General features: G+C 65.8%; 14 protein-coding genes and 1 rRNA gene. 5 read left to right on the plus strand and 10 right to left on the minus strand.

Annotation, left to right across the window (positions count from 1 at the left end; all coding sequences use genetic code 11):
* Positions 1–148 precede the first annotated feature (148 nt).
* Positions 149–835 (minus strand): TetR/AcrR family transcriptional regulator, encoded by a 687-nt coding sequence (locus AC1DN0_RS22070; protein ID WP_441625665.1) that lies wholly within the window; start codon positions 833–835, stop codon positions 149–151.
* Positions 836–1,043: 208 nt separating this feature from the next.
* Here AC1DN0_RS22070 and AC1DN0_RS22075 point away from each other — a divergent pair, with 208 nt between their 5' ends.
* The 3 genes from AC1DN0_RS22075 (at position 1,044) to AC1DN0_RS22085 (ending at position 7,500) form a co-directional block, all read left to right on the plus strand.
* A complete protein-coding gene (locus AC1DN0_RS22075; RefSeq protein WP_441625667.1) occupies positions 1,044–2,774 on the plus strand; it encodes an AMP-binding protein in 1,731 nt (576 codons plus the stop codon).
* Between the two features lie 47 nt (positions 2,775–2,821).
* Positions 2,822–6,133: a carboxyl transferase domain-containing protein gene (locus AC1DN0_RS22080; protein ID WP_477146007.1), complete on the plus strand. Its 3,312-nt coding sequence runs from the start codon at positions 2,822–2,824 to the stop codon at positions 6,131–6,133.
* Between the two features lie 92 nt (positions 6,134–6,225).
* A complete protein-coding gene (locus AC1DN0_RS22085; RefSeq protein WP_441625690.1) occupies positions 6,226–7,500 on the plus strand; it encodes a branched-chain amino acid ABC transporter substrate-binding protein in 1,275 nt (424 codons plus the stop codon).
* A gap of 42 nt (positions 7,501–7,542) precedes the next feature.
* On the opposite strand, the gene AC1DN0_RS22090 is transcribed toward AC1DN0_RS22085, so the two are convergent.
* The gene (locus AC1DN0_RS22090) at positions 7,543–8,751 is read right to left on the minus strand and encodes an aminopeptidase (protein WP_441625671.1); all 1,209 of its coding nucleotides are present in this window, start codon (positions 8,749–8,751) and stop codon (positions 7,543–7,545) included.
* Positions 8,748–10,880: a molybdopterin-containing oxidoreductase family protein gene (locus tag AC1DN0_RS22095; RefSeq protein WP_441625673.1), complete on the minus strand. Its 2,133-nt coding sequence runs from the start codon at positions 10,878–10,880 to the stop codon at positions 8,748–8,750. The genes AC1DN0_RS22090 and AC1DN0_RS22095 overlap by 4 nt, the downstream gene beginning before the upstream one ends.
* Positions 10,881–11,159: 279 nt before the next feature.
* On the opposite strand from AC1DN0_RS22095, the gene AC1DN0_RS22100 reads away from it, so the two are divergent.
* On the plus strand, positions 11,160–12,332 hold the full coding sequence (locus AC1DN0_RS22100) for an ABC transporter substrate-binding protein (RefSeq protein WP_441625675.1): 1,173 nt from the start codon (positions 11,160–11,162) through the stop codon (positions 12,330–12,332).
* 144 nt (positions 12,333–12,476) lie between these two features.
* On the opposite strand, the gene AC1DN0_RS22105 is transcribed toward AC1DN0_RS22100, so the two are convergent.
* From AC1DN0_RS22105 to AC1DN0_RS22125, 5 genes are all read right to left on the minus strand, one after another.
* Positions 12,477–13,541 carry an ABC transporter ATP-binding protein gene (locus AC1DN0_RS22105; RefSeq protein ID WP_035875649.1) on the minus strand — a complete coding sequence of 355 codons (1,065 nt, stop codon included), beginning with the start codon at positions 13,539–13,541 and terminating at the stop codon, positions 12,477–12,479.
* Complete coding sequence (locus AC1DN0_RS22110) at positions 13,538–14,536, minus strand: ABC transporter ATP-binding protein (protein WP_035875651.1); 999 nt, start codon at positions 14,534–14,536, stop codon at positions 13,538–13,540. Before AC1DN0_RS22110 ends, AC1DN0_RS22105 begins: the two co-directional genes overlap by 4 nt.
* A 21-nt stretch (positions 14,537–14,557) precedes the next feature.
* Complete coding sequence (locus AC1DN0_RS22115) at positions 14,558–15,484, minus strand: ABC transporter permease (protein ID WP_441625679.1); 927 nt, start codon at positions 15,482–15,484, stop codon at positions 14,558–14,560.
* A gap of 4 nt (positions 15,485–15,488) precedes the next feature.
* Positions 15,489–16,466 (minus strand): ABC transporter permease, encoded by a 978-nt coding sequence (locus AC1DN0_RS22120; RefSeq protein ID WP_045237205.1) that lies wholly within the window; start codon positions 16,464–16,466, stop codon positions 15,489–15,491.
* Between the two features lie 219 nt (positions 16,467–16,685).
* Positions 16,686–18,272 (minus strand): ABC transporter substrate-binding protein, encoded by a 1,587-nt coding sequence (locus tag AC1DN0_RS22125; RefSeq protein WP_477146008.1) that lies wholly within the window; start codon positions 18,270–18,272, stop codon positions 16,686–16,688.
* A gap of 312 nt (positions 18,273–18,584) precedes the next feature.
* Between AC1DN0_RS22125 and AC1DN0_RS22130 the strand changes: the two genes are divergently transcribed.
* Positions 18,585–19,778, plus strand: coding sequence for a M20 aminoacylase family protein (locus tag AC1DN0_RS22130; protein WP_441625683.1), 1,194 nt, complete (start codon positions 18,585–18,587; stop codon positions 19,776–19,778).
* A 63-nt stretch (positions 19,779–19,841) separates the two neighbouring features.
* On the opposite strand, the gene AC1DN0_RS22135 is transcribed toward AC1DN0_RS22130, so the two are convergent.
* Positions 19,842–20,792, minus strand: a complete 951-nt coding sequence (locus AC1DN0_RS22135) for a DUF3047 domain-containing protein (protein ID WP_441625685.1) — start codon at positions 20,790–20,792, stop codon at positions 19,842–19,844.
* 257 nt (positions 20,793–21,049) lie between these two features.
* Positions 21,050–21,141 (minus strand): 5S ribosomal RNA (gene rrf / locus AC1DN0_RS22140); the annotation flags it as partial.

A 21,141-nucleotide genomic window follows, 5' to 3' on the forward strand; every position in this document is an offset into this window, starting at 1 on the left:
TTCGATTTTCGACAGATGCTAAACGTGCGTCCCGCTTAAGACAACACGTTAGATGAAGTCCTCTGGATGCCGCACACCTTCTGACGTGAAGTTTAGCGCACAGTTCAATGAGGACTCGGGAATTCCCCTAGCTCCGTCGCGGCAACCGTCAGGCGTGCGCCGGCAGCACCATCTTCATCATATTGGTAGCCAGTTCCCGCGCCAGCGCTTCCGCTTCCATGCGTCCGGGCTCGTGCCAGGTGTACATGAAGCCAACGACGCTGCCGATTGCATGCGCGGCGACGCGCGCGTCGCCATAGCTGAATACGCCGATACGCTTGCCTTCCTCCAGCAGGGCATAGAGGTCGCGGTAAAAGGCGCGCGCCATATTGCCCAGCCAGGCCACCGTTTCCGGCCGCAGGTACTGGTTATCGCGAAAGCTCAACGTGGCCGGCACATAGCAGGCGATGCAGCGGCGCGCCATTTCCAGCAGACAGGCCTGCAGCCGCTCGCGCACCGGCAGCGCGGGATCCGCGGTCTCGCGGATGACCGGCAGGCAGGTCTGGGCCGACTCCCGGCACAGGATGTCGAAGATCTCGTATTTGTCCGTGAAGTAGTAATAGACCGCGGGCTTGGTCACGCCCAGTGCGCGGCACAGGTCGTTCATCGTCATGCCGGGATAGCCCTTGGTATAGAAGAGCTGTGCGGCGGTATCGAGAATCTGGCGGCGGCGGGCTTCCTGCCGCTCGGTGATATGCGAGCGGGCGGGAGCAGTATCCAGCGCGATCTCCGGTGTCATTTCCGGCTCGGTCTCGCTGGACTTGATGGCGGGAGCGGTTTTCTGTGCAGTCGGCATGACGCGATTCTCGCATGGCGCCGGGCCCGGGAAGGCCTGGCGGTCCTCGTGGACATGTTCCGCTCGCCACCTCGCCACGGCCTGGGATCCCGACTTGACGCATGGTGGCGATGCCAATAGGATCATACCCAAGGGTACATAAATATACCAAAGAGTAAATTTCGCCAGCCTACCGGCTTGGCGGCCCACCAGCAAGGAGACACCGCCAATGGACGAGACCGCCTACCTGGCAGACCTGCACGCACGCTGGCAGCGCGCGTGGCCCGAGCGCACCCCGCGCTCGCCGCACTATCCGCTGGGGCGCCAGCCGCTCACGGAGATGCTGCGGCACTGGGGCCGCGCCCGCCCCGACTGCCCGGCGGTGATCTTCTACGGCCACGAAACCAGCTACGCCCAGCTCGATGCGCAAAGCGACCGCTGTGCCGCGCTGCTGGCGGCGCACGGCATCGGCGCCGGCGACCGGGTGGCGGTGCTGATGCCCAATTGCCCGCAGTTCCACATCGTCTTCTTCGGCATCCTCAAGCTGGGCGCGGTCTACGTGCCGGTCAGCCCGCTATCGCAGCGCGCCGAGTTGCAGCACGCATTGAGCGACAGCACGCCTTGCGCCCTGATCGCACTCGACCAGCTGGTGCCGCTGGTGCGCGAAACGCGCGCCGCGCTCGGCGCACAGGATCCGCTCTCGCTGCTGTTCGTGACCAGTTTCGCCGACATGGTCCCCGCCGAGCCCACGCTGGCGCTGCCGCCCATGGTGCAGGCGCCACGCTACCAATGCGAAGCGGACGACCGCGCCATCGACCTGCTGCCGGCCATGGCCGCGTGCACGCACGCGGCGCCCACGGCGGCGCCATCGCTCGACGCGGTGGCCGCGCTCAACTACACCGGCGGCACCACCGGGCTGCCCAAGGGCTGCATCCACACGCAAGGCGACATGGTCGACATGGCAGCCGCGTTCGGCGCCGTTTCACTGGACATCACCCACGACAGCGTCATGCTGGGCTTTTTCCCCGAGTTCTGGATCGCCGGCGAAAACCTCTGCCTGATCTTCCCCGCCTTCTTCGGCATCCCGCTGGTGCTGCTGGCGCGCTGGGATCCCGAGACCTTCATGGCGGCAGTCCAGCGCTACCGCGTCACCAATGCCTCGATGCTGGTGGACAACGCGGTCGAGGTGATGGAGCATCCGCGCGCGGCGCAATACCAGTTGCGCTCGCTGCGCCATGTCGGCGTATCGTCCTTCGTCAAGAAGCTCAACCTGCCCTACCGCCGCGCCTGGCAGGCGCTGACCGGCTCGGTCATCGCCGAGACCGCCTGGGGCATGACCGAGACGCAGACCTGCAATACCTTTACCTGCGGCATGCAGGACGACGACCTGGACCTGCGGGCCCAGCCCATCTTTGTCGGGCTGCCCGTCCCCGGCACCGAGTTCAAGATCTGCGATTTCGACAGCGGCGAACTGCTGCCGCCGGGCGCCGAAGGCGAACTGTGCGTGCGCACGCCGACCCTGCTCAAGGGCTATTGGAACAAACCCGACGCCACGCGCGAATCGCTGCGCAACGGCTGGTTCCACACCGGCGACATCGGCTCCATCGACGAGCAGGGTTATCTCCATTACCTGGGCCGGCGCAAGGAGATGCTCAAGGTCAATGGCATGAGCGTCTTTCCTGCCGAGATCGAGGCGCTGCTGGGCCAGCATCCGGCCATTCTCGGCTCCGCGGTGGTGGGGCGCGCCGATGAAGACCGTGGCCAGTTGCCCGTGGCCTTTGTCATGCTCAAGCCCGAAGCCGTCGGCACCGTCGACAACACAGCGCTGGTGCAGTGGTGCCGCGCCAATATGGCGGTGTACAAGGTGCCGCTGGTGCATATCGTCGACGCCCTGCCGCTCACCGCGACGGGCAAGGTGCGCAAGCAGGACCTGGCGCCGCTGGCCGGGCAGCTTGGCTGAGCCGCCATGGTCTTTCCTTATTCAGCGCTGTCCAACTCCTTCGCATCATGACGTTCCGCAAGCTACTGATCGCCAATCGCGGTGAAATCGCCATCCGCATCGCACGCGCCGCCGCGGGCGCGGGGCTGGAGAGCGTCGCCCTGTACAGCGAAGACGACCGCGACGCCCTCCACGTGCGCAAGGCCGACGGCGCCGTTGCGCTGCCCGGCACCGGTCCGCGCGCCTATCTCGATATCGCGCAAGTGGTGGCCGCGGCCACCCGCAGCGGCTGCGACCTGGTCCACCCCGGCTACGGCTTGCTGTCCGAGAACGCGGAATTCGCCCAGGCCTGCCTGGATGCCGGCCTCACCTTCGTGGGCCCCGCCCCCGATGTGCTGCGCCTGTTCGGCGACAAGGCACGGGCGCGCGCGTTGGCGCGCGAGTGCAATGTGCCCGTGGTGCCGGGCTCCACCGGCCCAACCACGCTGGCAGCCGCGCACGCGTTCTTCGCGTCGCTGCATGCGCCAGGCGCCGATGTCGGCATGATGATCAAGGCGCTGGCCGGCGGCGGTGGCCGCGGCATGCGCGCGGTGCACGCCGCGGCGGACATCGACGAGGCTTATGCCCGCTGCGTGTCCGAAGCCACGGCCGCGTTCGGCAACGGCGCCGTATATGTCGAGCGCATCGTGCACGCGCCCCGCCATATCGAGATCCAGGTGGTGGCGGATGCCGCAGGCGGCGTGATCGCACTGGGCGAGCGCGAATGCAGCCTGCAGCGGCGCCACCAGAAGCTGGTGGAGATGGCGCCCAGCCCGTCGCTGGACGATGCCATGCGCGCGCGGCTGGCGCAGGCCGCGGTGACGCTGGCGCGCGCCAGCGCTTATCGTGGCATCGGCACGTTTGAATTCCTGGTGGGCGCGGACGGCGGGTTCTGGTTCATGGAGGCCAACCCGCGCCTCCAGGTGGAGCACACCGTCACCGAGGTGGTGACGGGCGTGGACCTGGTCCAGGCGCAGCTGGCCATCGCCGCCGGGAAGACGCTGGCCCAGCTTGGACTGGCGCAGCCGCCCGCGCCGCGCGGCATCGCGGTGCAGTTGCGCATCAACGCCGAGCACCTCGACGCACAGGGCCAGTTGCGCCCCGCCAGCGGCCGCATCGACGCCTACGAGCCGCCCAGCGGCCCCGGCGTGCGCGTGGACGGCGCCGGTCATGCGGGCATGACGGTCAACCCGCGCTTCGACTCGCTGCTGGCCAAGCTGATCGTGCATGAACCTGGCGGCGACTACCAGCGCGCGCTGTCCCATGCCTATCGCGCCCTGTGCGAATTCCGTATCGAAGGCATCGACACCAACCGCAGGCTGCTGCAGGACCTGCTGCTGCGCGAGGATGTGCGGCGCAATAACGTCCACACCCAATACCTTGATGCCGCGCTACCGGCGATGGCCGCACAGTTGCGGGACGGCGACCAGGCCCATCCGGCGCTGCACGCGACAGGCGCAACCGCGAACGTCCAGGCGTCGGGCTCCGCGCAACTGGACGACCTGCCGGACGATGCCGAACTCGTCACCGCGCCCATGGACGGCGCGCTGGCCGCGGTGCAGGTGTGCCCCGGCGACATCGTGCGGCGCGGGCAATCGCTCGCCATCATCGAAGCCATGAAGATGGAACATCCACTGGAAGCGCCGGTGGCGGGAGAAGTCCTGCGCGTGCTGGCCGCGGCCGGCGATGTGCTGCGCACCGGCGCGCCGGTGATCGCGCTGTCCGCGCACGACGGCAGCCACCATGCGATGGATGCGGGCGCCACCGTGGATCCGGCCCATATCCGCGCCGACCTGCGCGACGCCCTGGCGCGCCAGGCACTCACGCAGGACGCGGCGCGCGCGCAGGCGGTGGACAAGCGCCATCGCCAGGGCGGACGCACCGCGCGGGAAAACATCGCGCAACTGTGCGATGCCAACTCATTCATCGAATACGGCGCGCTCGCCATTGCCGCCCAGCGCCAGCGCCGCAGCGTCGAAGACCTGGAACGCGCAACGCCGGCCGACGGCATCGTCACCGGCATCGGCACCGTCAATGCCGGAAGTTTCCCCACAGCCGACGCGCGCTGCATGGTGCTGGCCTACGACTACACAGTGCTGGCCGGCACGCAGGGCTTCTACGGCCACAAGAAGCTGGACCGCATGCTGGCGCTGGCGCGCCAGTGGCGCCTGCCGGTGGTGCTGTTCGCCGAGGGCGGCGGCGGCCGGCCCGGCGATACCGACATACCCTTGGTGGCCGGACTGGACTGCACGTCCTTCATCCAGTTCGCGCGGCTATCCGGACAGGTACCGCTGGTGGGCATCGTCTCCGGCCGCTGCTTTGCAGGGAATGCCGCGCTGCTGGGCTGCGCCGACGTCATCATCGCCACCCGCAGCGCCACCATCGGCATGGGCGGCCCGGCCATGATCGAAGGCGGCGGCCTGGGCGTATTCGCGCCCGAGGAAGTTGGCCCCGTGAGCGTGCAAGCGCCCAACGGCGTGATCGACGTCCTGGTCGACGACGAAACTGCCGCCGTGGACGCGGCACGCCGCTACCTCTCCTACTTCCAGCGCGACCTGCCCGAATGGCAGGCGGGCGACGCCCGCGCGCTGCGCCACCTGATCCCGGAGAACCGGCTGCGCAGCTACGATATGCGCAGCGTGCTCGCCGCGCTCGCCGATCACGATTCCGTGCTGGAGTTGCGCGCCGCCTTTGGCAACGGCATCATCACCGCGCTGCTCCGCATCGAGGGGCGCGCTTTCGGCTGCATCGCCAACAACCCCCGCCACCTGGGCGGCGCCATCGATGCCGCGGCCGCCGACAAGGCCGCGCGCTTCATGCAGTTGTGCGATGCGCATGGATTGCCCATCGTCTCGCTGTGCGACACGCCCGGCTTCATGGTCGGCCCGGAGGCCGAGAAGACCGCCACGGTGCGCCACGTCTCGCGGCTCTTCGTCACCGCCGGTGCGCTGCGCGTGCCCTTCTTTACCGTGGTGCTGCGCAAGGGCTATGGCCTGGGGGCGCAGGCCATGGCCGGCGGCAGTTTCTCCGCGCCCTTCTTCACCGCGGCGTGGCCCAGCGGCGAATTYGGCGCGATGGGCATCGAGGGATCGATCCGGCTGGGCTTTCGCAAGGAACTGGAAGCCGTGGCCGACCCGGCCGAACGCGAAGCGCTGTTTGCGCGTATGGTGGAAGCGGCCTACCAGCGCGGGCGCGCCCTTAACATGGCGAGTCACCTGGAGATCGATGCGGTCATCGACCCCGCCGACACCCGGCACTGGCTGCTGCGCGGGCTGGCCTCGGTACCGCCGCTGGACGAAACGCGCCGCGCCGAATCGCGCCGCTTCATCGACACGTGGTAATGCCCACAGGAGAGAGACAAGCCATGCCCCACGACTTGAAGCACGCAGCGGGCGCCGCCGCCCGGATCGCTACGCGCGCGGCAGGTGTGCTCATGCGCTGCGCGGCCGCCGCCGCGTTCGCGCTCGCCGCGGGCCTGCCCCTGCAGGCACAGGCGCAAGCCCCGGCCCAGGCCCAGGCCACCAGCGCGCCGCCCATCAAGGTCGCCTTCATCGACCAGCTATCCGGGCCGCTGGCCAATGTCGGGCAGATCTTCCAGGCCAACCTGAAGTTCGCGCTCGACGACGCCAATGCCCAGGGCGGCGTGCTGGGGCGCAACTACGAGTTGCTCAGCTACGACAACAAGCTCTCTCCGCAGGAAAGCCTGACGGCACTGCAAAGCGCGATCGATGCCGGCGTCCGCGTGGTATTCACCGGCGCCTCCGGCTCGCCGGTGGTGACCGCGCTGGTGGAGGCCGCCAACCGGAACAACGAGCGCAACCCCGCGCAGCGCATCCTGATCATCAACTACGCCTCGCTCGACCCCGACCTGACGGGCGCGCGCTGCAGCTTCTGGCATTTCGCCACCGAGGCCAACACGGCGATGAAGATGCGCGCGCTGGCCAATTTCGCGCGCGAGCAAAAAAGCATGCACAAGGTGTACCTGCTCAACCAGGATTACACCCAGGGCCGCATCTGGGCCGCGCTGGGCCGGCAGATGATCGCCGGCGCTCGGCCCGATGTGCAGTTCGTCGGCGAGGCGCTGCACCCGCTGGCCAGGGTCAAGGACTTCGCGCCGTATGTCAGCAGGATCAAGGAAAGCGGCGCCGATACCGTGGTCACGGGAAACTGGGGCCAGGACTTGAGCCTGCTGATCAAGGCCGCGGGCGACGCCGGCTATGAGCTGAACTACCTGAACCACAGCGGGGGCGGCGCGCCCGGCACGGTGCTGGCCGTGTCGCAGGCGAAGAACGCGCACCTGACGTGGGTGGCCGAATACCTGCCCAACAGCGACGATCCGGTGCTGGCGGCGCTGGCAGCCCGGGTGAAGCAGACGCCGGCCGGCGAATACTTCGCCCCGCGCGTACTGATCTCCGTGCAAATGCTGAGCGAGGCGATCCGCCGCGCGAAATCCGACGATCCCACCAGTGTTGCATTTGCGCTCGAAGGCATGCAATACCAGTCGCCCGTGGGAGATGTGCTGATGCGCAAGGGCGATCACCAGTTGCTGTTGCCGCAGGTTGTGTCGACGATTGCACCGGTGGACGGCAAGTCTGTCAAGGTGGGCGTGGAAGGCACGCAATACGGCTTCCGCCTCGACGGCGTGACGGCGGGGCGGGACCTGAACCTGCCGTCGGCCTGCCGGATGAAGCGCCCGGCGGGCGCCTAGTGCGCCGATTCCGGTCTTCGTGACATCGGCGACGTCACGGCATCAGGGCTTGGCGCCGGTCACAGGACCGGCCGCCGCGGGCGCGGACGGCGTATCAGGTGCGCCCCCGGCACGTACCGCCCCCATCGCAGCGCCAACCGTGGCACCGCTCTCGCCGGCGGTCTGCACATCGCCACCGCTGGCCGGCGGCGCCAACTGGCGCAAGGCGGCGTCACGCTCGTCGCGCGGCAGGTCTCCAATGCGCCGCGCCGCGGCATAGAAAGCGGTCCAGTCGCCGCCGCTCTGCGCCAGCAGCGCCGTGAAGGCCGGCACCCATTGCTGGTAGGTCGCCACGGCGGCCAGTTGCGCATTGGTCAGCGGGCGCTCGAACCAGCGGTCGTAGCCGGTGTAGCCGCCCCACTCCTCCTTGAGCTGCGCATAGCGCGCGCGCAGGCCGGCGAAGATTTCCGCCTTGCCGGCGCGCTTGACCTCGTCGGGCACGGGCGAGCGATAGAGCGCGTCCAGCCGGTCCCGCGTGTCCAGCAGCATGGCGCGGAATTGCTGGCGGCGCATGTCGTACTGGAGATAGCTGGCGCGGGCATCGGGAGATGCCGCCAACGCCAACCAGCGCTCCACGCCGGCCGTTTCCACTGCGGTGGCAAAGGACTCGTTGAAGGTGGTGTCGTTGCGCACATAGACCACCTGGTGCGCCAGTTCGTGGAAGATCAGCCTGGCCAGCTCGCCTTCCGGCTGGTAGACGAAGGTGTTGAGCAACGGGTCGTCAAAGTAACCCAGCGTCGAATAGGCCGGAATGCCGGCGACGTAGGGCTCGAGCCCCTGCTTGCGCAGCCCTTCCGCATAGCTGTCCGCATCGGACTGGGCGTAGTAGCCGCGATAGCTGATGCAGCCCACCACCAGGAAGCACCACTTGTGCAGTTCCATCGACAGCTCGGGGGTAGCGAACACGCTCCACACCGCATACTGCCGATGCAGGTTGGCGTAGCGCCGGTAGCTGCCGTTATCGGGCAGCTTCAGCTCGTGCGAGGCGAAATCGCGGATGCTGCCGGCCTGCGCCAAGCGCTGTGCCAGCCGCGTATCCTTGGCTTCCTGCGCCGCGGCGATGGCATCCGGCAATGGCCGGGCTTCCGCCATCACGCCGAAGTGGCCGCCGATGGACTGCGCGTAATAGCCAATCGTGTCGCAGCCGGCCAGCAACGCGGCAAGCCCCAGCGTAGCCAGGGCCTGTAGCGCGCGTGCCGGCCGCCGGATCATGATGCCAGTGCGGACGCCGCCGGTTCCGCCTGCGCCATCCTGGCGGGCGCTGCTGCTTCTACCTGCACCAGGCAATCGTAGAACACCGGAGCACGGCCCAGGTCGGTCAGCCGCTGGCTGGTCAGCTCGTTGGCGTTCTTGCCGTCCGGCGCCAGCTTTTTCCACCAGATCGACAGCCCCACCACCAGCCCGCGCCGCGCGCGGTCTGTCACGCGGGCCCGCGCCATCATGCTGCCCCGGTCGTTAAAGGCGCGCACCATGCCGCCGTTGACGATGCCTCGGGGCGCTGCATCCTCGGGATGGATATCCAGGTGCGGCTCGCCCTCGGTTGCGCGCAGGCTGTCGACATTGACGAAAGTACTGTTGAGGAAGTTACGCGCGGGCGGCGAGATCATCGCCAGCGGATAGCGCGCCGCCAGTTCCGGCGCGGAGGCGGGCGTCTCGTAGGGCGGCACATAGCCGGGCAAGGGATCGAGGCCGTCGCGGCGCATGGCCTCCGAGTAAAACTCGCACTTGCCCGATGCCGTGAAGAAGCCGCCTTCGGCCAGCGGCGCCGCCGGCAGGTTGAGCTTCTGCCAGCCCTGCGCCTTGAGGGATTCCCAGCTGATGCCGGCGGCGCGCGGGTCGGTCGCCACGATGGCCTGGGCGGCAATGTCTTCGTCGCTGTCGGCAAAGCACGGCTCGTCAAAGCCCATGCGCTGCGCCAGCCGGCGGAAGATCTCGGTATTGGGGAGCGCCTCGCCCAACGGAGCGATGGCCTGGTTGTTGGCGAGGAAGTACGTATGCCCGTAGGCTTTGTGCACGTCCACATGCTCGAGCTGGGTGGTGGCCGGCAGCAGGATATCGGCATAGTCCGCGGTATCGGTGCGGAACTGCTCCAGCACCACGGTGAACAGGTCTTCCCGCGCGAAGCCTTCCGCCACTTTGGTCGACTGCGGCGCCACCGCCACCGGGTTGCTGTTGTAGACCACCAGCGCCTCGATCCTGGGTCCGCTCTCGCCGCCGGCGTCCAGCAGCGCATCGCCGATGGTGCTCATATTGACCGTGCGCGGCAACGCCGGCAGGTCCGGCAGCAGGTCCGGCCGTTGCAGTGCCGCGTTGTCCACCGGGAAGAAGCCCGAAGTGGACAGTTGCAGGCCGCCGGCCGCATGGCGCCACGCCCCCACCAGCGACGGCAGGCAGGCGACAGCGCGCACCGCCTGGCCGCCGCCGTGGGAGCGCTGCATGCCATAGTTCAGCCGGATCACCACCGGCTGGCGCTCGCGCACCGCCAGTTGCCCGTAGAGGCCGGCCAGCCACTCGATGTCCTCGGGGTCGATGCCGCACAGCTTGGCCGCATGCGCCGGCGTATAGGCCCGCACACGCTCGCGCAGTGCCTCGAACCCCACCGTGTGGCTGTCGATGTACTCGTGATCGAGCAGATCGTCGCGCATCAGCACATGCATGATCGCCAGCGCCAGCGCGCCGTCCGTGCCGGGCATGAGGGCGATATGGCGATGGCATTTTTCGGCGGTCAGCGACCGGTACGGGTCAATCGCCACCAGCGTGGCGCCGCGCCGCTTGGCTTCCTGCACGCGTGTCCAGAAGTGCAGGTTGGAGGCAATCGGGTTGCCGCCCCAGATGATGATGAGCCTGGCGTCGGGAACATGCTCGATGTCCATGCCGATACTCGCGCCGTAGGTATAGCGCAGCGCGGTTGCACCGGCACTGGCACAGATGGTGCGGTCGAGCAGCGAGGCGCCCAGCTTGTGGAAGAAACGCGCCGCCATGCTCTCGCCCTGCACCAGGCCCATGGTGCCGGCATAGCTATACGGCACGATCGCCTGCGGATCCCGCCCGGCGATGGCCGACAGGCGGGTAGCCACGGTGTCCAGCGCCTCGTCCCAGGAAATCGGCACGAACTTGCCTTCGCCCTTGGGGCCGACCCGCTTCATCGGTGTCAGCAGGCGGTCGGGATGGTAGGTGCGGTCCGTATAGCGCGACACCTTGGTGCAAAGCACGCCCTGGGTGCCAGGGTGGTCCGGATCACCCGCCACCTTGGTGGCGCGGCCGTCCTCGACGGTGACCAGCAAGGCACAGGTATCGGGACAATCGTGCGGACAGGCGGCACGGACGATGCGGGAGGCCATGGAATCTCCTGGCAAACGATTGGGGACGGGCGGCATGGCCGGGATCGGGGGGCGGCTGGACGGCCAGGCACGCGAGGCGGGCATGCCGGGCATCCTGGCGGCCTCGCGTGTTGTACGCCGGCGTCGTCCCGACGGGCGCCGCTGGGGAAATTGTTAGGCTCCGATTGTATTCGATTATGATAGCCCGACGCTGCGCCAGCAGATGGCGACAGGGCAGCGCCGGCACAGACCGGCAAGGCATTCACGGGTAAAGAAAACACCGTCTTTCACGGGGAAACCATGCAAGTGCATTCTGGGGTCAGGGGCTGGCGCATTGCCGGCCTGCTGGTGGCGTGCGCCATCGGCTCGTCATTCATTGCCAGTGCCAACGCCGAAAGCGGCGTCAGCGCCGACACCGTCCTGCTGGGCCAGTCGGCCGCGCTCACCGGGCCGACCGCCATGCTCGGCAAGCAGCTGAATGCCGGCGCGCGGCTTTACTTCGACTACGTCAACCAGCAGGGCGGGATCTACGGCCGCAAGATCGAACTCAAGGTCCTCGACGACTTCAACGAGCCGGAATCCGCCGCCAAGAACACGCGCGCGCTGATCGACGACGACCATGTCTTCGCGCTGTTCGGCTACGTGGGCACCGAGACCGGCGAGGCCTCGCTGCCACTGGCAACCCAGGCCCGGGTGCCGTTCTTCGCCCCCTACAGCGGCGCCCAGTCGCTGCGCGAACCATTCAACCGCTACGCCTTCCACGTGCGTGCGGGCTTCAACGAAGAGGCCGCGGCCATCCTGCGCCAGATCCGCGTGACCGGCCTCAAGCGGGTGGCGGTGGTGTACAACGAGGATGCCTACGGCAAGGCAGGCCTGGGAGCACTCGAACGCGCGCTCAAGGCGGCGCCCGACAGCGGCGTGCAGATCGTCGCGCGCGAGGGCGTGGTGCGCAATACCGTGGAAATCGGCGACGCCATGCAAGGCTCGATGAAATCCAAGCCCGACGCGGTGGTGATGATCAACGCATACCGGACCACGGGCGCCTTCGTCAAGGAAGCCCTGCGCCGCGGCTTCAATGGCCAGTTCTATAACGTCTCGTTTGTCGGCACCCAGGCGCTGGCCAAGGAAGTCGGCCCCAAGGGCAGTGGCGTGATCATTTCGCAGGTCATGCCCCATCCCGGCAATGCCACGCTGCCGGTGGTGCGCGAATACCTGCGCCTGCTGCAGGCGGCCGGCAAGCCCAACGAGTTCGACTACGCCAGCATCGAAGGCTTTATTGCCGCCAAGGCCTTCGCCGAAGGCCTGCGCCGGGCCGGCAAAGACCTGACCCGCGAAAAGCTGATCACAGCACTGGAAGGCATGAAGAGCCTCGACCTGGGCGGCTACATCATCAACTTCAGCCCCGACAGCCACATCGGCTCGAAATTTGTCGAGATGACCATCATCAACTCAAGGGGGCAGGTGATTCGCTGACGTAAAGGCGTCCCACGCCAAATGTGGGCGCTCTTTTGCCCACCTTTTTGCCAGGACAGAAACCAAGACGGAAAAGCAGGCCACCACCTCCCCGGAGGGGAGGTGAAACTGACGTTGACGTCAGGCAGTCAAGCCCGATCCTCCCTACGCCATATCATTCAAATGGCAAGCCGAAAAGCGCATCGGCGCAATCTCCTTGAGCAACGGCTGCTCCTCCCGGCAACGCGGCATCGCATGCGGGCAACGCGGATGGAAATGACACCCAGGCGGCGGATGCAACGGTGACGGAATCTCCCCCTTGATCGCCACAAACGTCTTCTTGCCAACCTCCAGCTTGGGAGCCTCCGCCAGCAGCGCCTGCGTATAAGGATGATTCGGACTGGCAAACACATCCTCCGCCGGCGCCGACTCCACCACCCGCCCCAGGTACATGATCACCACGCGATCGCTGATGTGCTTCACCACGCCGAGATCGTGGCTGATGAAGAGATAGGTCAGGTTCAGCTCCTGCCGCAAGCGCATGAAGAGATTCAGCACCTGGGCCTGGATCGACACATCGAGTGCAGCCACCGACTCATCGCACACCAGGAATTCCGGCTTGACCGCCAGCGCCCGCGCGATGCCGATCCGCGCACGCTGCCCGCCCGAGAACTGGTGAGGAAAGCGGCGCAGCACGGTGGGGTCCATGCCCACCCGCACCAGCATGTCCTCCACATAACGTTTCTGCTCGCCGCGCGGCACCATGCCGTGCACCACCGGCGCCTCGCCGACGATGTCCATCACGCGCAGGCGCGGATTCAGCGAGGCATAGGGATCCTGGAAGATCATCTGGATCGCCAGTTGCTTCTCTCGTTTCTTCTCGGGCGGCAGGCGGTCCAGATCGACCCCCTTCCAGTACCGCGAACCTTCCGTCAGCGAATGCAGGCCCACGGCCATGCGGCCCAGCGTGGACTTGCCGCAACCGGACTCGCCGACCAGGCCGACCACCTCGCCGGCGCGAATGGCCAGGTCGACGCGGTCCACGGCATGCACCACTTCTTCCTGCGCGCCGGCGCCGAACACATTGGCGATCTTGGCTGCGGTGTCGAGCGATTTGACGAATCGCTTGGATACGCCTTTCAGCTCGAGAATCGGTGCGCTGGGCGTGGGTTCTGCAACGGGTTCGGACGTCATGGCAGCGAGTGCGGGATCAACAACGGTGGCGCTCATGCGGCCTCCTGCTCTGCAAGGACCGGATGAAAGCAGCGCAGGCGACGTCCGTCCGCAGCAGTATCCAGCGGTGGTGTCGTCTTGCACACATCGGTAGCATAGGCACAACGTTCGCGAAAAGCACAGCCAGCCGGCAGGTTCAGCAGCGACGGCGTCATGCCAGGAATCTGGCGCAGCGGCGCGCCGCGCGGATTGCGCGAAGGCGCGGAGCTGATCAGGCCATGGGTATAGGGATGCTGGGGCCGCTCGAGCACCTGGCGCACGTCGCCGGCTTCGACAATCTTGCCGGCATACATTACGCAAACGGAGTCGGCCAGGCCGGCCACCACGGACAGGTCGTGGGTGATCCAGATCAGCGCGGTGCCGGATTCGCGGCACAGCTTCTGCATCTCGTAGAGAATCTGGCCCTGGATGGTTACGTCCAGCGCGGTGGTGGGCTCGTCGGCGATGATCAGGTCGGGCTTGTTCAACAGGGCGATGGCAATCGCCACGCGCTGGCGCATKCCGCCGGAGAACTGGTGAGGATAGGCGCGCAAGCGCTCGTCCGGCGAGGGAATGCCGACGCGGGCCAACGCGTTGCGGGCACGCTCGCGCGCCACCGCCTTGTCGACCTTCTCATGCGCCAGCACCGCTTCGATCATCTGCGTATCGATGCGCAGGACCGGGTTCAGCGTCATCATCGGATCCTGGAAGATCATCGCGATGCGGTTGCCGCGCACGTCGCGCATCTGCGCCGGCGTGAGGTTGCGCAGGTCGCGCGTGACGCCATCCCGGCTGGTCAGCTCGATACGGCCGTCCACCACTTTGCCGGGCGGATCGATCAGGCCCATGATCGAGTAACCGGTCATCGACTTGCCCGAGCCGGACTCGCCCACCAGGCCCATGATCTCGCCGCGGCCGACCGAGAACGAAACGTCGTCGACGGCGCGCGCGACACCGCCACGCGTAAAGAACTGGGTCTTGAGACCTTCTACCACTAGGGTCGGTTTGCTCATGTTCGCTCCTGTCGTGCTGCGTTACTGCGTTTGCAGGCGCGGATTGAGTACGTCACGCAGCTGGTCGGCGACCAGGTTCATGGCCACGATGGTGACCACCAGCGCAATACCCGGGAAGAAGCTGATCCAGTACTTGCCGGACAACATGTATTGCTGGCCGTTGGCGATCAGCGAGCCCAGCGACGGCTCGGTAATGGGCACGCCCAGGCCGAGGAAGGACAACGTGGCTTCCAGCGTGATCGCCGATGCCACCTGCAGCGCAGCGATCACGATCAGCGGCGGCAGGCAATTGGGCAGCAGGTGGCGGAACATGATCCGCGCTGGCGACAGCCCGAGGCAGGTGGCGGCTTCGATATATTCCTTGCGCCGCTCGACCAGCGCCGCGCTGCGCGTGGTGCGCGCGTAATAAGCCCACTGCACAGCCACCAGCGCGATCACGATATTGCCGATGCCCGGACGCAGGAAAGCCAGCAGGATCAGCGCCAGCAGGATGGGCGGGAACGACAGCTGCAGGTCGGCCACGCGCATGATGATGGCCTCGACCCGGCCGCCGAGGAAGCCGGCGATCAGGCCCAGCGTGGCGCCCAGCAGCAGCGCGATCACCGTACTGACAACGCCTACGCCGATGCTGATGCGCAGGCCGTACATCACGGCGGAGAGAATATCCCGGCCCTGCTCGTCCGAGCCAAGCAGGAAGGTCATGCCGTCGTCGGACTTCTCGCCAGGGGCCATGCGCGAGTCGAGCACATTCAGTGTGGCGAGGTCATAAGGGTTCTGCGGCGACAGCCATGGCGCGAGCAGCGCGATCAGCACGATGGCGATCAGCAGGACCAGGCCGGTCACCGCGATCTTGCTGGAGAAGAACTGGCTGGCGAAGCGCCGCAGCGGGGTCTGTTCGGCTAGCGGCAGCGGTGCCGCCGCGGATTCGGTTTCGATTGCGGTTGTCATGAGCTCAGCCCTTGTTGTCGGCGATACGCACGCGCGGATCGAGCACGCTGTAGATGATGTCCACCAGCAGGTTGATCAGGATGAACAGCGTCACGATCACCATCAGGTAGGCCACGATGACCGGGCGGTCGAGCAACTGGATGGAATCGATGATCAGCTTGCCCATGCCGGGCCACGCGAAGATCGATTCGGTCACGATGGCAAAGGCGATGATCGAGCCGAACTGCAGGGCAATCACCGTGACGATGGGGATCATGATGTTCTTGAGCACATGCACGCCCACGATGCGCGAGTTGGACAGGCCCTTGGCCCGCGCGAACTTGACGTAGTCCTGCATCATCGCCTCCTGCGTGCCGGCGCGCGTGAGCCGGATCACCATGGCGATATTGAGCAGCGACAGCGTCACCGCCGGCAGCAGCAGGTGGCGCAAACCGTCCATCGTGAGGAAGCTGACGGGGATGCCAAGCAGCGATGCGGTCTCGCCGCGCCCATTGGACGGCAGCCAGCCCAGTTGCACCGCGAACACCATGATGAGCATCAGCCCGACCCAGAAGGTCGGCAGCGAAAAGCCGAGGATGGAGACACCCATGATGGTCTTGCCGGCTACGCCGCCGGGACGCAGGCCCGCCCACAAGCCGAGCGGAATGCCGAGCAGCACGGCCAGCAGGATGGCGCACACGGCCAGCTCCATGGTGGCCGGCATGCGCTCGAAGATCAGCTTGAGCGCCGGCGTGCCGTGCGCGAAAGAAGTGCCCAGATCGCCGTGCAACGCATTGCGCAGGAAGATCCAGTACTGTTCCCAGAGTGGCTTGTCCAGGCCAAGCGCGGCAATGGTGCGCTTGATGTCCTCCTGGTCGGCCTGAGGATTGATCAGGATATCGACCGGGTTGCCGATGGCAAAGACGCCCAGGAAGACCAGCAAGGACATGACGAAGAGCACAACTACGCTCTGCATCAAGCGTCGAATGATAAAAACCAGCATGTTCGGAAGCTTTCCTTCGCCGATGACAGGCCACGGCGCCTGTGGGCGCCGCCTGGCTGCACCGGCAGTCGGCTCGTGGCTAGGCCCGGCTACCGTCCGGGGATGAATCGTAGGGAAGCGGCCGCACAGACCGCGGATGCTTCCCGCTTATACCTGCGGATGCATTCTTGTCCGGGGGCACGATGTCATGGCCGCGCCCCCGGCGTTTCACTTGTCACTTCACTGCGGCTTGAAATTGTGCGCGTACGTCCGTTCGTCGGTACGAGGCACGTACGTGATGCCCTTCTGGGTAGCCCAGGTCGTCACCTGCTGATGGATCGGGATGATACCGCCATCGTTGATGGCAATCGCGGTAGCTTCCTGCAACAGCTTGGAACGCTCGCCGTCATCCACGGTGGCCAGCGCCTTTTCCAGTACCACGTCCATCTTCGGATTGCAGTACTCACCCCAGTTGGTCGTGCCAAAGCCCTTCTTCGGATCCTCGCAAGCCAGCAGCGCGCGCAGCGGCGAGCTGACTTCGCCGGTTTGCGCRCCCCAGCCCAGCAAGCCGAACGAGAACTCGTGCTTGATGCCCTTGGACGAGTAGGTTGCCATCGGCATGCCCTCCACCTTTGTCGTAATGCCGATGCGGGTCAGGTTCTGCGCAATGGTCTGGGCAATCTTCTCGTCGTTGACGTAGCGATTGTTAGGCGTGTGCAGGGTAATACCGAAGCCGTTCGGATAGCCCGCCTCCGCCAGCAGCTTCTTGGCGCCTTCCGGGTCGTACTTGACCGTCTTCAGGTTGGGGTTGTAGCCGAACAGCGTGGGCGGCACCAGGTTGTTGGTCGGTTCGGACAGGCCTTCCATCAAGCGGTCCTTGATGCCCTGCCGGTTGATGGCCATGCTGATGGCATTGCGCACGCGCGCATCCTTCAGCGGGTTCTTGTCCATCGGCGCACCTTCCTTGGTGGTGACAAAGGGCGACTTGTCTTTCTTGTCATCGGTGTACAGGTAGATCACGCGGTGCGAGATCTTCGAGAAGAACGTCAGCTTGGGATCCTTGCGCACCTGCGGCAGGTCTGGCGTCGGCACGTTCTCGATGGCCTGCACGTCGCCGGACAGCAGCGCCGCCATGCGCGTGGCCGGATTCGGGATGAAGCGCAGCGTCACCTTGTCCCACGCAGGCTTGGGGCCCCAGTAGTCAGGGTTCTTCACCAGGTCCACCCGGTCGTCGCGCGCATAGTTGACGAACTTGAAGGGGCCGGTGCCGATCATGCCCTTGCCCTGCGCGAAGTCGTCCGAGGTCAGGCCCTGCGTCGCCTTCTTCTGCACGATGAAGATCGACGTCAGGTCGTTCAGCATCAGCGGGTACGGTGTGTTGGTGGTGAGCTGGATGGTGTACTTGTCGATCACCTTCTTGTTGATGATCGCCTTGGTGTAGACGTCGAACTTGCCGGGGCTGTTCAGGATGGTGGCCGGGCGCTCGAGCGACCAGATGATGTCCTCGGTGGTGAGCTCGGAGCCATCGTGGAACTTCACGCCCTTGCGGATCTTGAATTCCCAGGTCAGGTTGTTGACCAGCTTCCAGGACTCGGCCAGGCCGGGAATGATCTTGCTGTCCGCGTCCATCTTCACGAGACACTCGAACATGTGCTCGGAGACGTTGATGTTCGAGAACAGGTTATAGAAATGCGGATCCATCGAGGTCGGGGGCGAACTCATGGCCAGCTTGAAATCGACCGCGTGGGCCTGGCTGRCAAAACCGAAGCTCATGGCCGCGGTTACCACCATGGCACCGAATGCCTTCTTGCATGTGCGAAGGGACATCGCGCAACTCTCCCAGGGGAAAAATGGTAGCAAACAACTACTAAGGGCAGCGTTGGCACATCGCGCCGGGCGCCGCATTTTGGTGCGGCTGGATGGGCGATCAGCGGCAACGTTGCCGGGCAGGCACATCAAGCATGAACTGTTCCAGCAGTGGACCCTGCGGGGCAATGCGGGGAAACCCCCGCGCTGTCTTGCCCGCAGTGCATCACGCGCACGCGCGTAATCGCGCACTTGTGGCCTGCCGGGCGCCTGTTTTGGCGCTTTCACGCAAGGCGTCGTATGATCCGGATATCCCTCGCCCAAACTGGCATCATGACACTCATCCCCGAAATTCTTCAGGCGCAAGCCGAGATCCGCACCATCCGACGCGACATCCACGCCCACCCGGAGCTTTGCTTCAAGGAGGAACGGACTTCGGACGTGGTGGCGCAGAACCTCGCCGCCTGGGGCATCGAAGTTCATCGCGGCCTTGGCACCACCGGCCTGGTTGGTGTGATCCGCAATGGCAATAGCGGCCGCAGCATCGGCCTGCGCGCCGATATGGATGCGCTACCGCTGCAGGAGGCCAACACCTTCGGCCACCGCTCGCAGCACGATGGACGCATGCACGCCTGCGGCCACGACGGCCATACGGCGATGCTGCTGGGGGCAGCGCGCTATCTGGCCGAGCACCGGAACTTCGACGGCACCATCAACCTGATTTTCCAGCCGGCCGAGGAAGGCGGCGGCGGCGCCCGCGAAATGATCAAGGACGGCCTGTTCGAGCGCTTTCCCTGCGATGCCGTGTTCGGCATGCACAACTGGCCCGGCATGCCTGCCGGCAGCTTCGGCACCACGGCCGGGCCACTGATGGCGTCGAGCAACGAATTCCGCATCGTCGTGCACGGCAAGGGCGCGCATGCTGCGCTGCCGCACAATGGCAACGATCCCGTTTTCACCGGAACGCAAATTGTCTCGGCGCTGCAAGGCATCATCACGCGCAACAAGCGTCCGATCGATGCCGCGGTGATTTCGGTCACGCAGTTCCATGCCGGCGACGCCACCAATATCGTGCCGGATGAGGCCTGGATCGGCGGCACGGTGCGCACCTTCACCCTGCCTGTGCTTGATCTGATCGAGCGCCGCATGGAAGAAGTCGCGCGGGCTGTGGCAAGCGCGTTCGATTGCACCGTGGATTTCGAGTTTCATCGCAACTACCCACCCACCGTCAACAGCGAGGCGGAAACGGTGTTTGCCGCGGAAGTGGCAAGGGAACTGGTGGGTGCGGACAACGTCGACGACAAGATCGAGCCGACCATGGGCGCCGAGGATTTCTCCTTCATGCTGCTTGAAAAACCGGGGTGCTACCTGTTCATCGGCAATGGTGAAGGCGTGCACCGCGAAGCCGGCCATGGCCTTGGCCCGTGCATGCTGCACAACCCGAGCTATGACTTCAACGACGAGATCCTGCCTGTTGGCTCGACCTTCTTCGTAAAGCTGGTGGAAAAGTGGCTGGCTCCTGCCTGAGTACGCAGATCAGCGCCGCGCCGGCCTGCAACGCCGGCGCGGAGTCATGACGTTGAAAGGGTATCAGTCCAGCGCGATGTCGCCGTACCAGCTTTCAGCGCGGCTCTTGGTATTGTCGGTATCGGTCATGAGCCCGATCGCCACTACCTTCCCCGGATCGGTCCCGAAGGCCTTGCGGTAGTCGGCGCGCAAGTCGCGCCGATGGCAACGCCATTCGTTGGTGTGGCGGGTACCGGAATCCACCACGATCATGCGCACGCGCTCGGTGTGCGGGTTCGACAGCACGGAGCCTTCCGGCTTGCGCCCTCCCCAAATGTACATGAGCGTGGCATAGGGCATCTCACGCCCTGTCGTCAGCCGCGCCATCTCGTACATCAGTTGATCCTTGAGCGAGAGACTGCCCTTGTCGCCATCGAACGCGACGAAGATGCGCAGCGGCGAGTCCTCGCGCGGGGCCTGGCTATTGTCGGCACTGCGGATTACGTCGCGCGTCTTCCACGTCCAGTTCAGCATGCCCGGCTCGCGCCCCACCAACGGCACATACAGGCCCGAGGCCGAACTGTCGGCTTCTGCATGTAACACCATGCGTCGGTCGACTTCGGTCAAGGTATAACGGGTGGGAAGCTTGTTTCGGTTGACGGTCCAGGGCTGCCAGCCTGCTGGCTTGCTAAGCCCATAGGGAGCCGCCGAAAACAACGGCAGCCCCTTTAGTGTAGGGTGTTCTTCCACCTCGCTGCCATGGTCGACTTCGGCGTGTTCCTCGCTCGACGAAGCGAGGTCCCGAGCCGGCGGCCCGGGTGGAACCAGCGTGTCCGTCGGCACGGCATGCCTGAGTTGATCGATATGCGTGGCAAAGCTGCCGCAATCGATCGCCGAGGCGGCAGCCATGGCCCCAGGGCCCGATTGCACGACCGGCGCACGCTCGGTGGACGCCGTTTCCAGTGTGCCGCAACCCGCCAAAGTAAGCGCACCTACCACGCCGGTCAGTGCCGACAGGCAAAATCTGGCCGCCATTGATCCCCCGCCTGGATGCCACTGCCGGCGGTGCGCTATCGCGCTCGCCGGCATCGGATCTTTGAAATCTTTCGAACTGCGTCGATGCATCGAACTGCGTCACGGGGGACTGTGCCCTCGCTTGGGGCTACGGTAACAGAACGATATGGGGGAAGGAAGGCTCCAGTACCCTGATTGGGGGACTTCTGCGACAACGTTGACGCCGCCGCAAAAGCAAAACCCCCCAGTACTTTCGTACTGGGGGGTTTCAAGGGAGAGCCTGGCGATTACCTACTTTCACACGGGTATCCGCACTATCATCGGCGTGGAGTCGTTTCACGGTCCTGTTCGGGATGGGAAGGGGTGGTTC

It is taken from the genome of Cupriavidus sp. 05N39 (assembly GCF_056397325.1).

What these genes read in the sequence shown, in the direction of transcription:
- AC1DN0_RS22070 (WP_441625665.1), bottom strand. Translation starts at nt 835, where the DNA reads ATGCCGACTGCACAGAAAACCGCTCCCGCCATCAAGTCCAGCGAGACC.
- AC1DN0_RS22075 (WP_441625667.1), top strand. Translation starts at nt 1,044, where the DNA reads ATGGACGAGACCGCCTACCTGGCAGACCTGCACGCACGCTGGCAGCGC.
- AC1DN0_RS22085 (WP_441625690.1), top strand. Translation starts at nt 6,226, where the DNA reads ATGCGCTGCGCGGCCGCCGCCGCGTTCGCGCTCGCCGCGGGCCTGCCC.
- AC1DN0_RS22090 (WP_441625671.1), bottom strand. Translation starts at nt 8,751, where the DNA reads ATGATCCGGCGGCCGGCACGCGCGCTACAGGCCCTGGCTACGCTGGGG.
- AC1DN0_RS22095 (WP_441625673.1), bottom strand. Translation starts at nt 10,880, where the DNA reads ATGGCCTCCCGCATCGTCCGTGCCGCCTGTCCGCACGATTGTCCCGAT.
- AC1DN0_RS22100 (WP_441625675.1), top strand. Translation starts at nt 11,160, where the DNA reads ATGCAAGTGCATTCTGGGGTCAGGGGCTGGCGCATTGCCGGCCTGCTG.
- AC1DN0_RS22105 (WP_035875649.1), bottom strand. Translation starts at nt 13,541, where the DNA reads ATGAGCGCCACCGTTGTTGATCCCGCACTCGCTGCCATGACGTCCGAA.
- AC1DN0_RS22115 (WP_441625679.1), bottom strand. Translation starts at nt 15,484, where the DNA reads ATGACAACCGCAATCGAAACCGAATCCGCGGCGGCACCGCTGCCGCTA.
- AC1DN0_RS22120 (WP_045237205.1), bottom strand. Translation starts at nt 16,466, where the DNA reads ATGCTGGTTTTTATCATTCGACGCTTGATGCAGAGCGTAGTTGTGCTC.
- AC1DN0_RS22130 (WP_441625683.1), top strand. Translation starts at nt 18,585, where the DNA reads ATGACACTCATCCCCGAAATTCTTCAGGCGCAAGCCGAGATCCGCACC.
- AC1DN0_RS22135 (WP_441625685.1), bottom strand. Translation starts at nt 20,792, where the DNA reads ATGGCGGCCAGATTTTGCCTGTCGGCACTGACCGGCGTGGTAGGTGCG.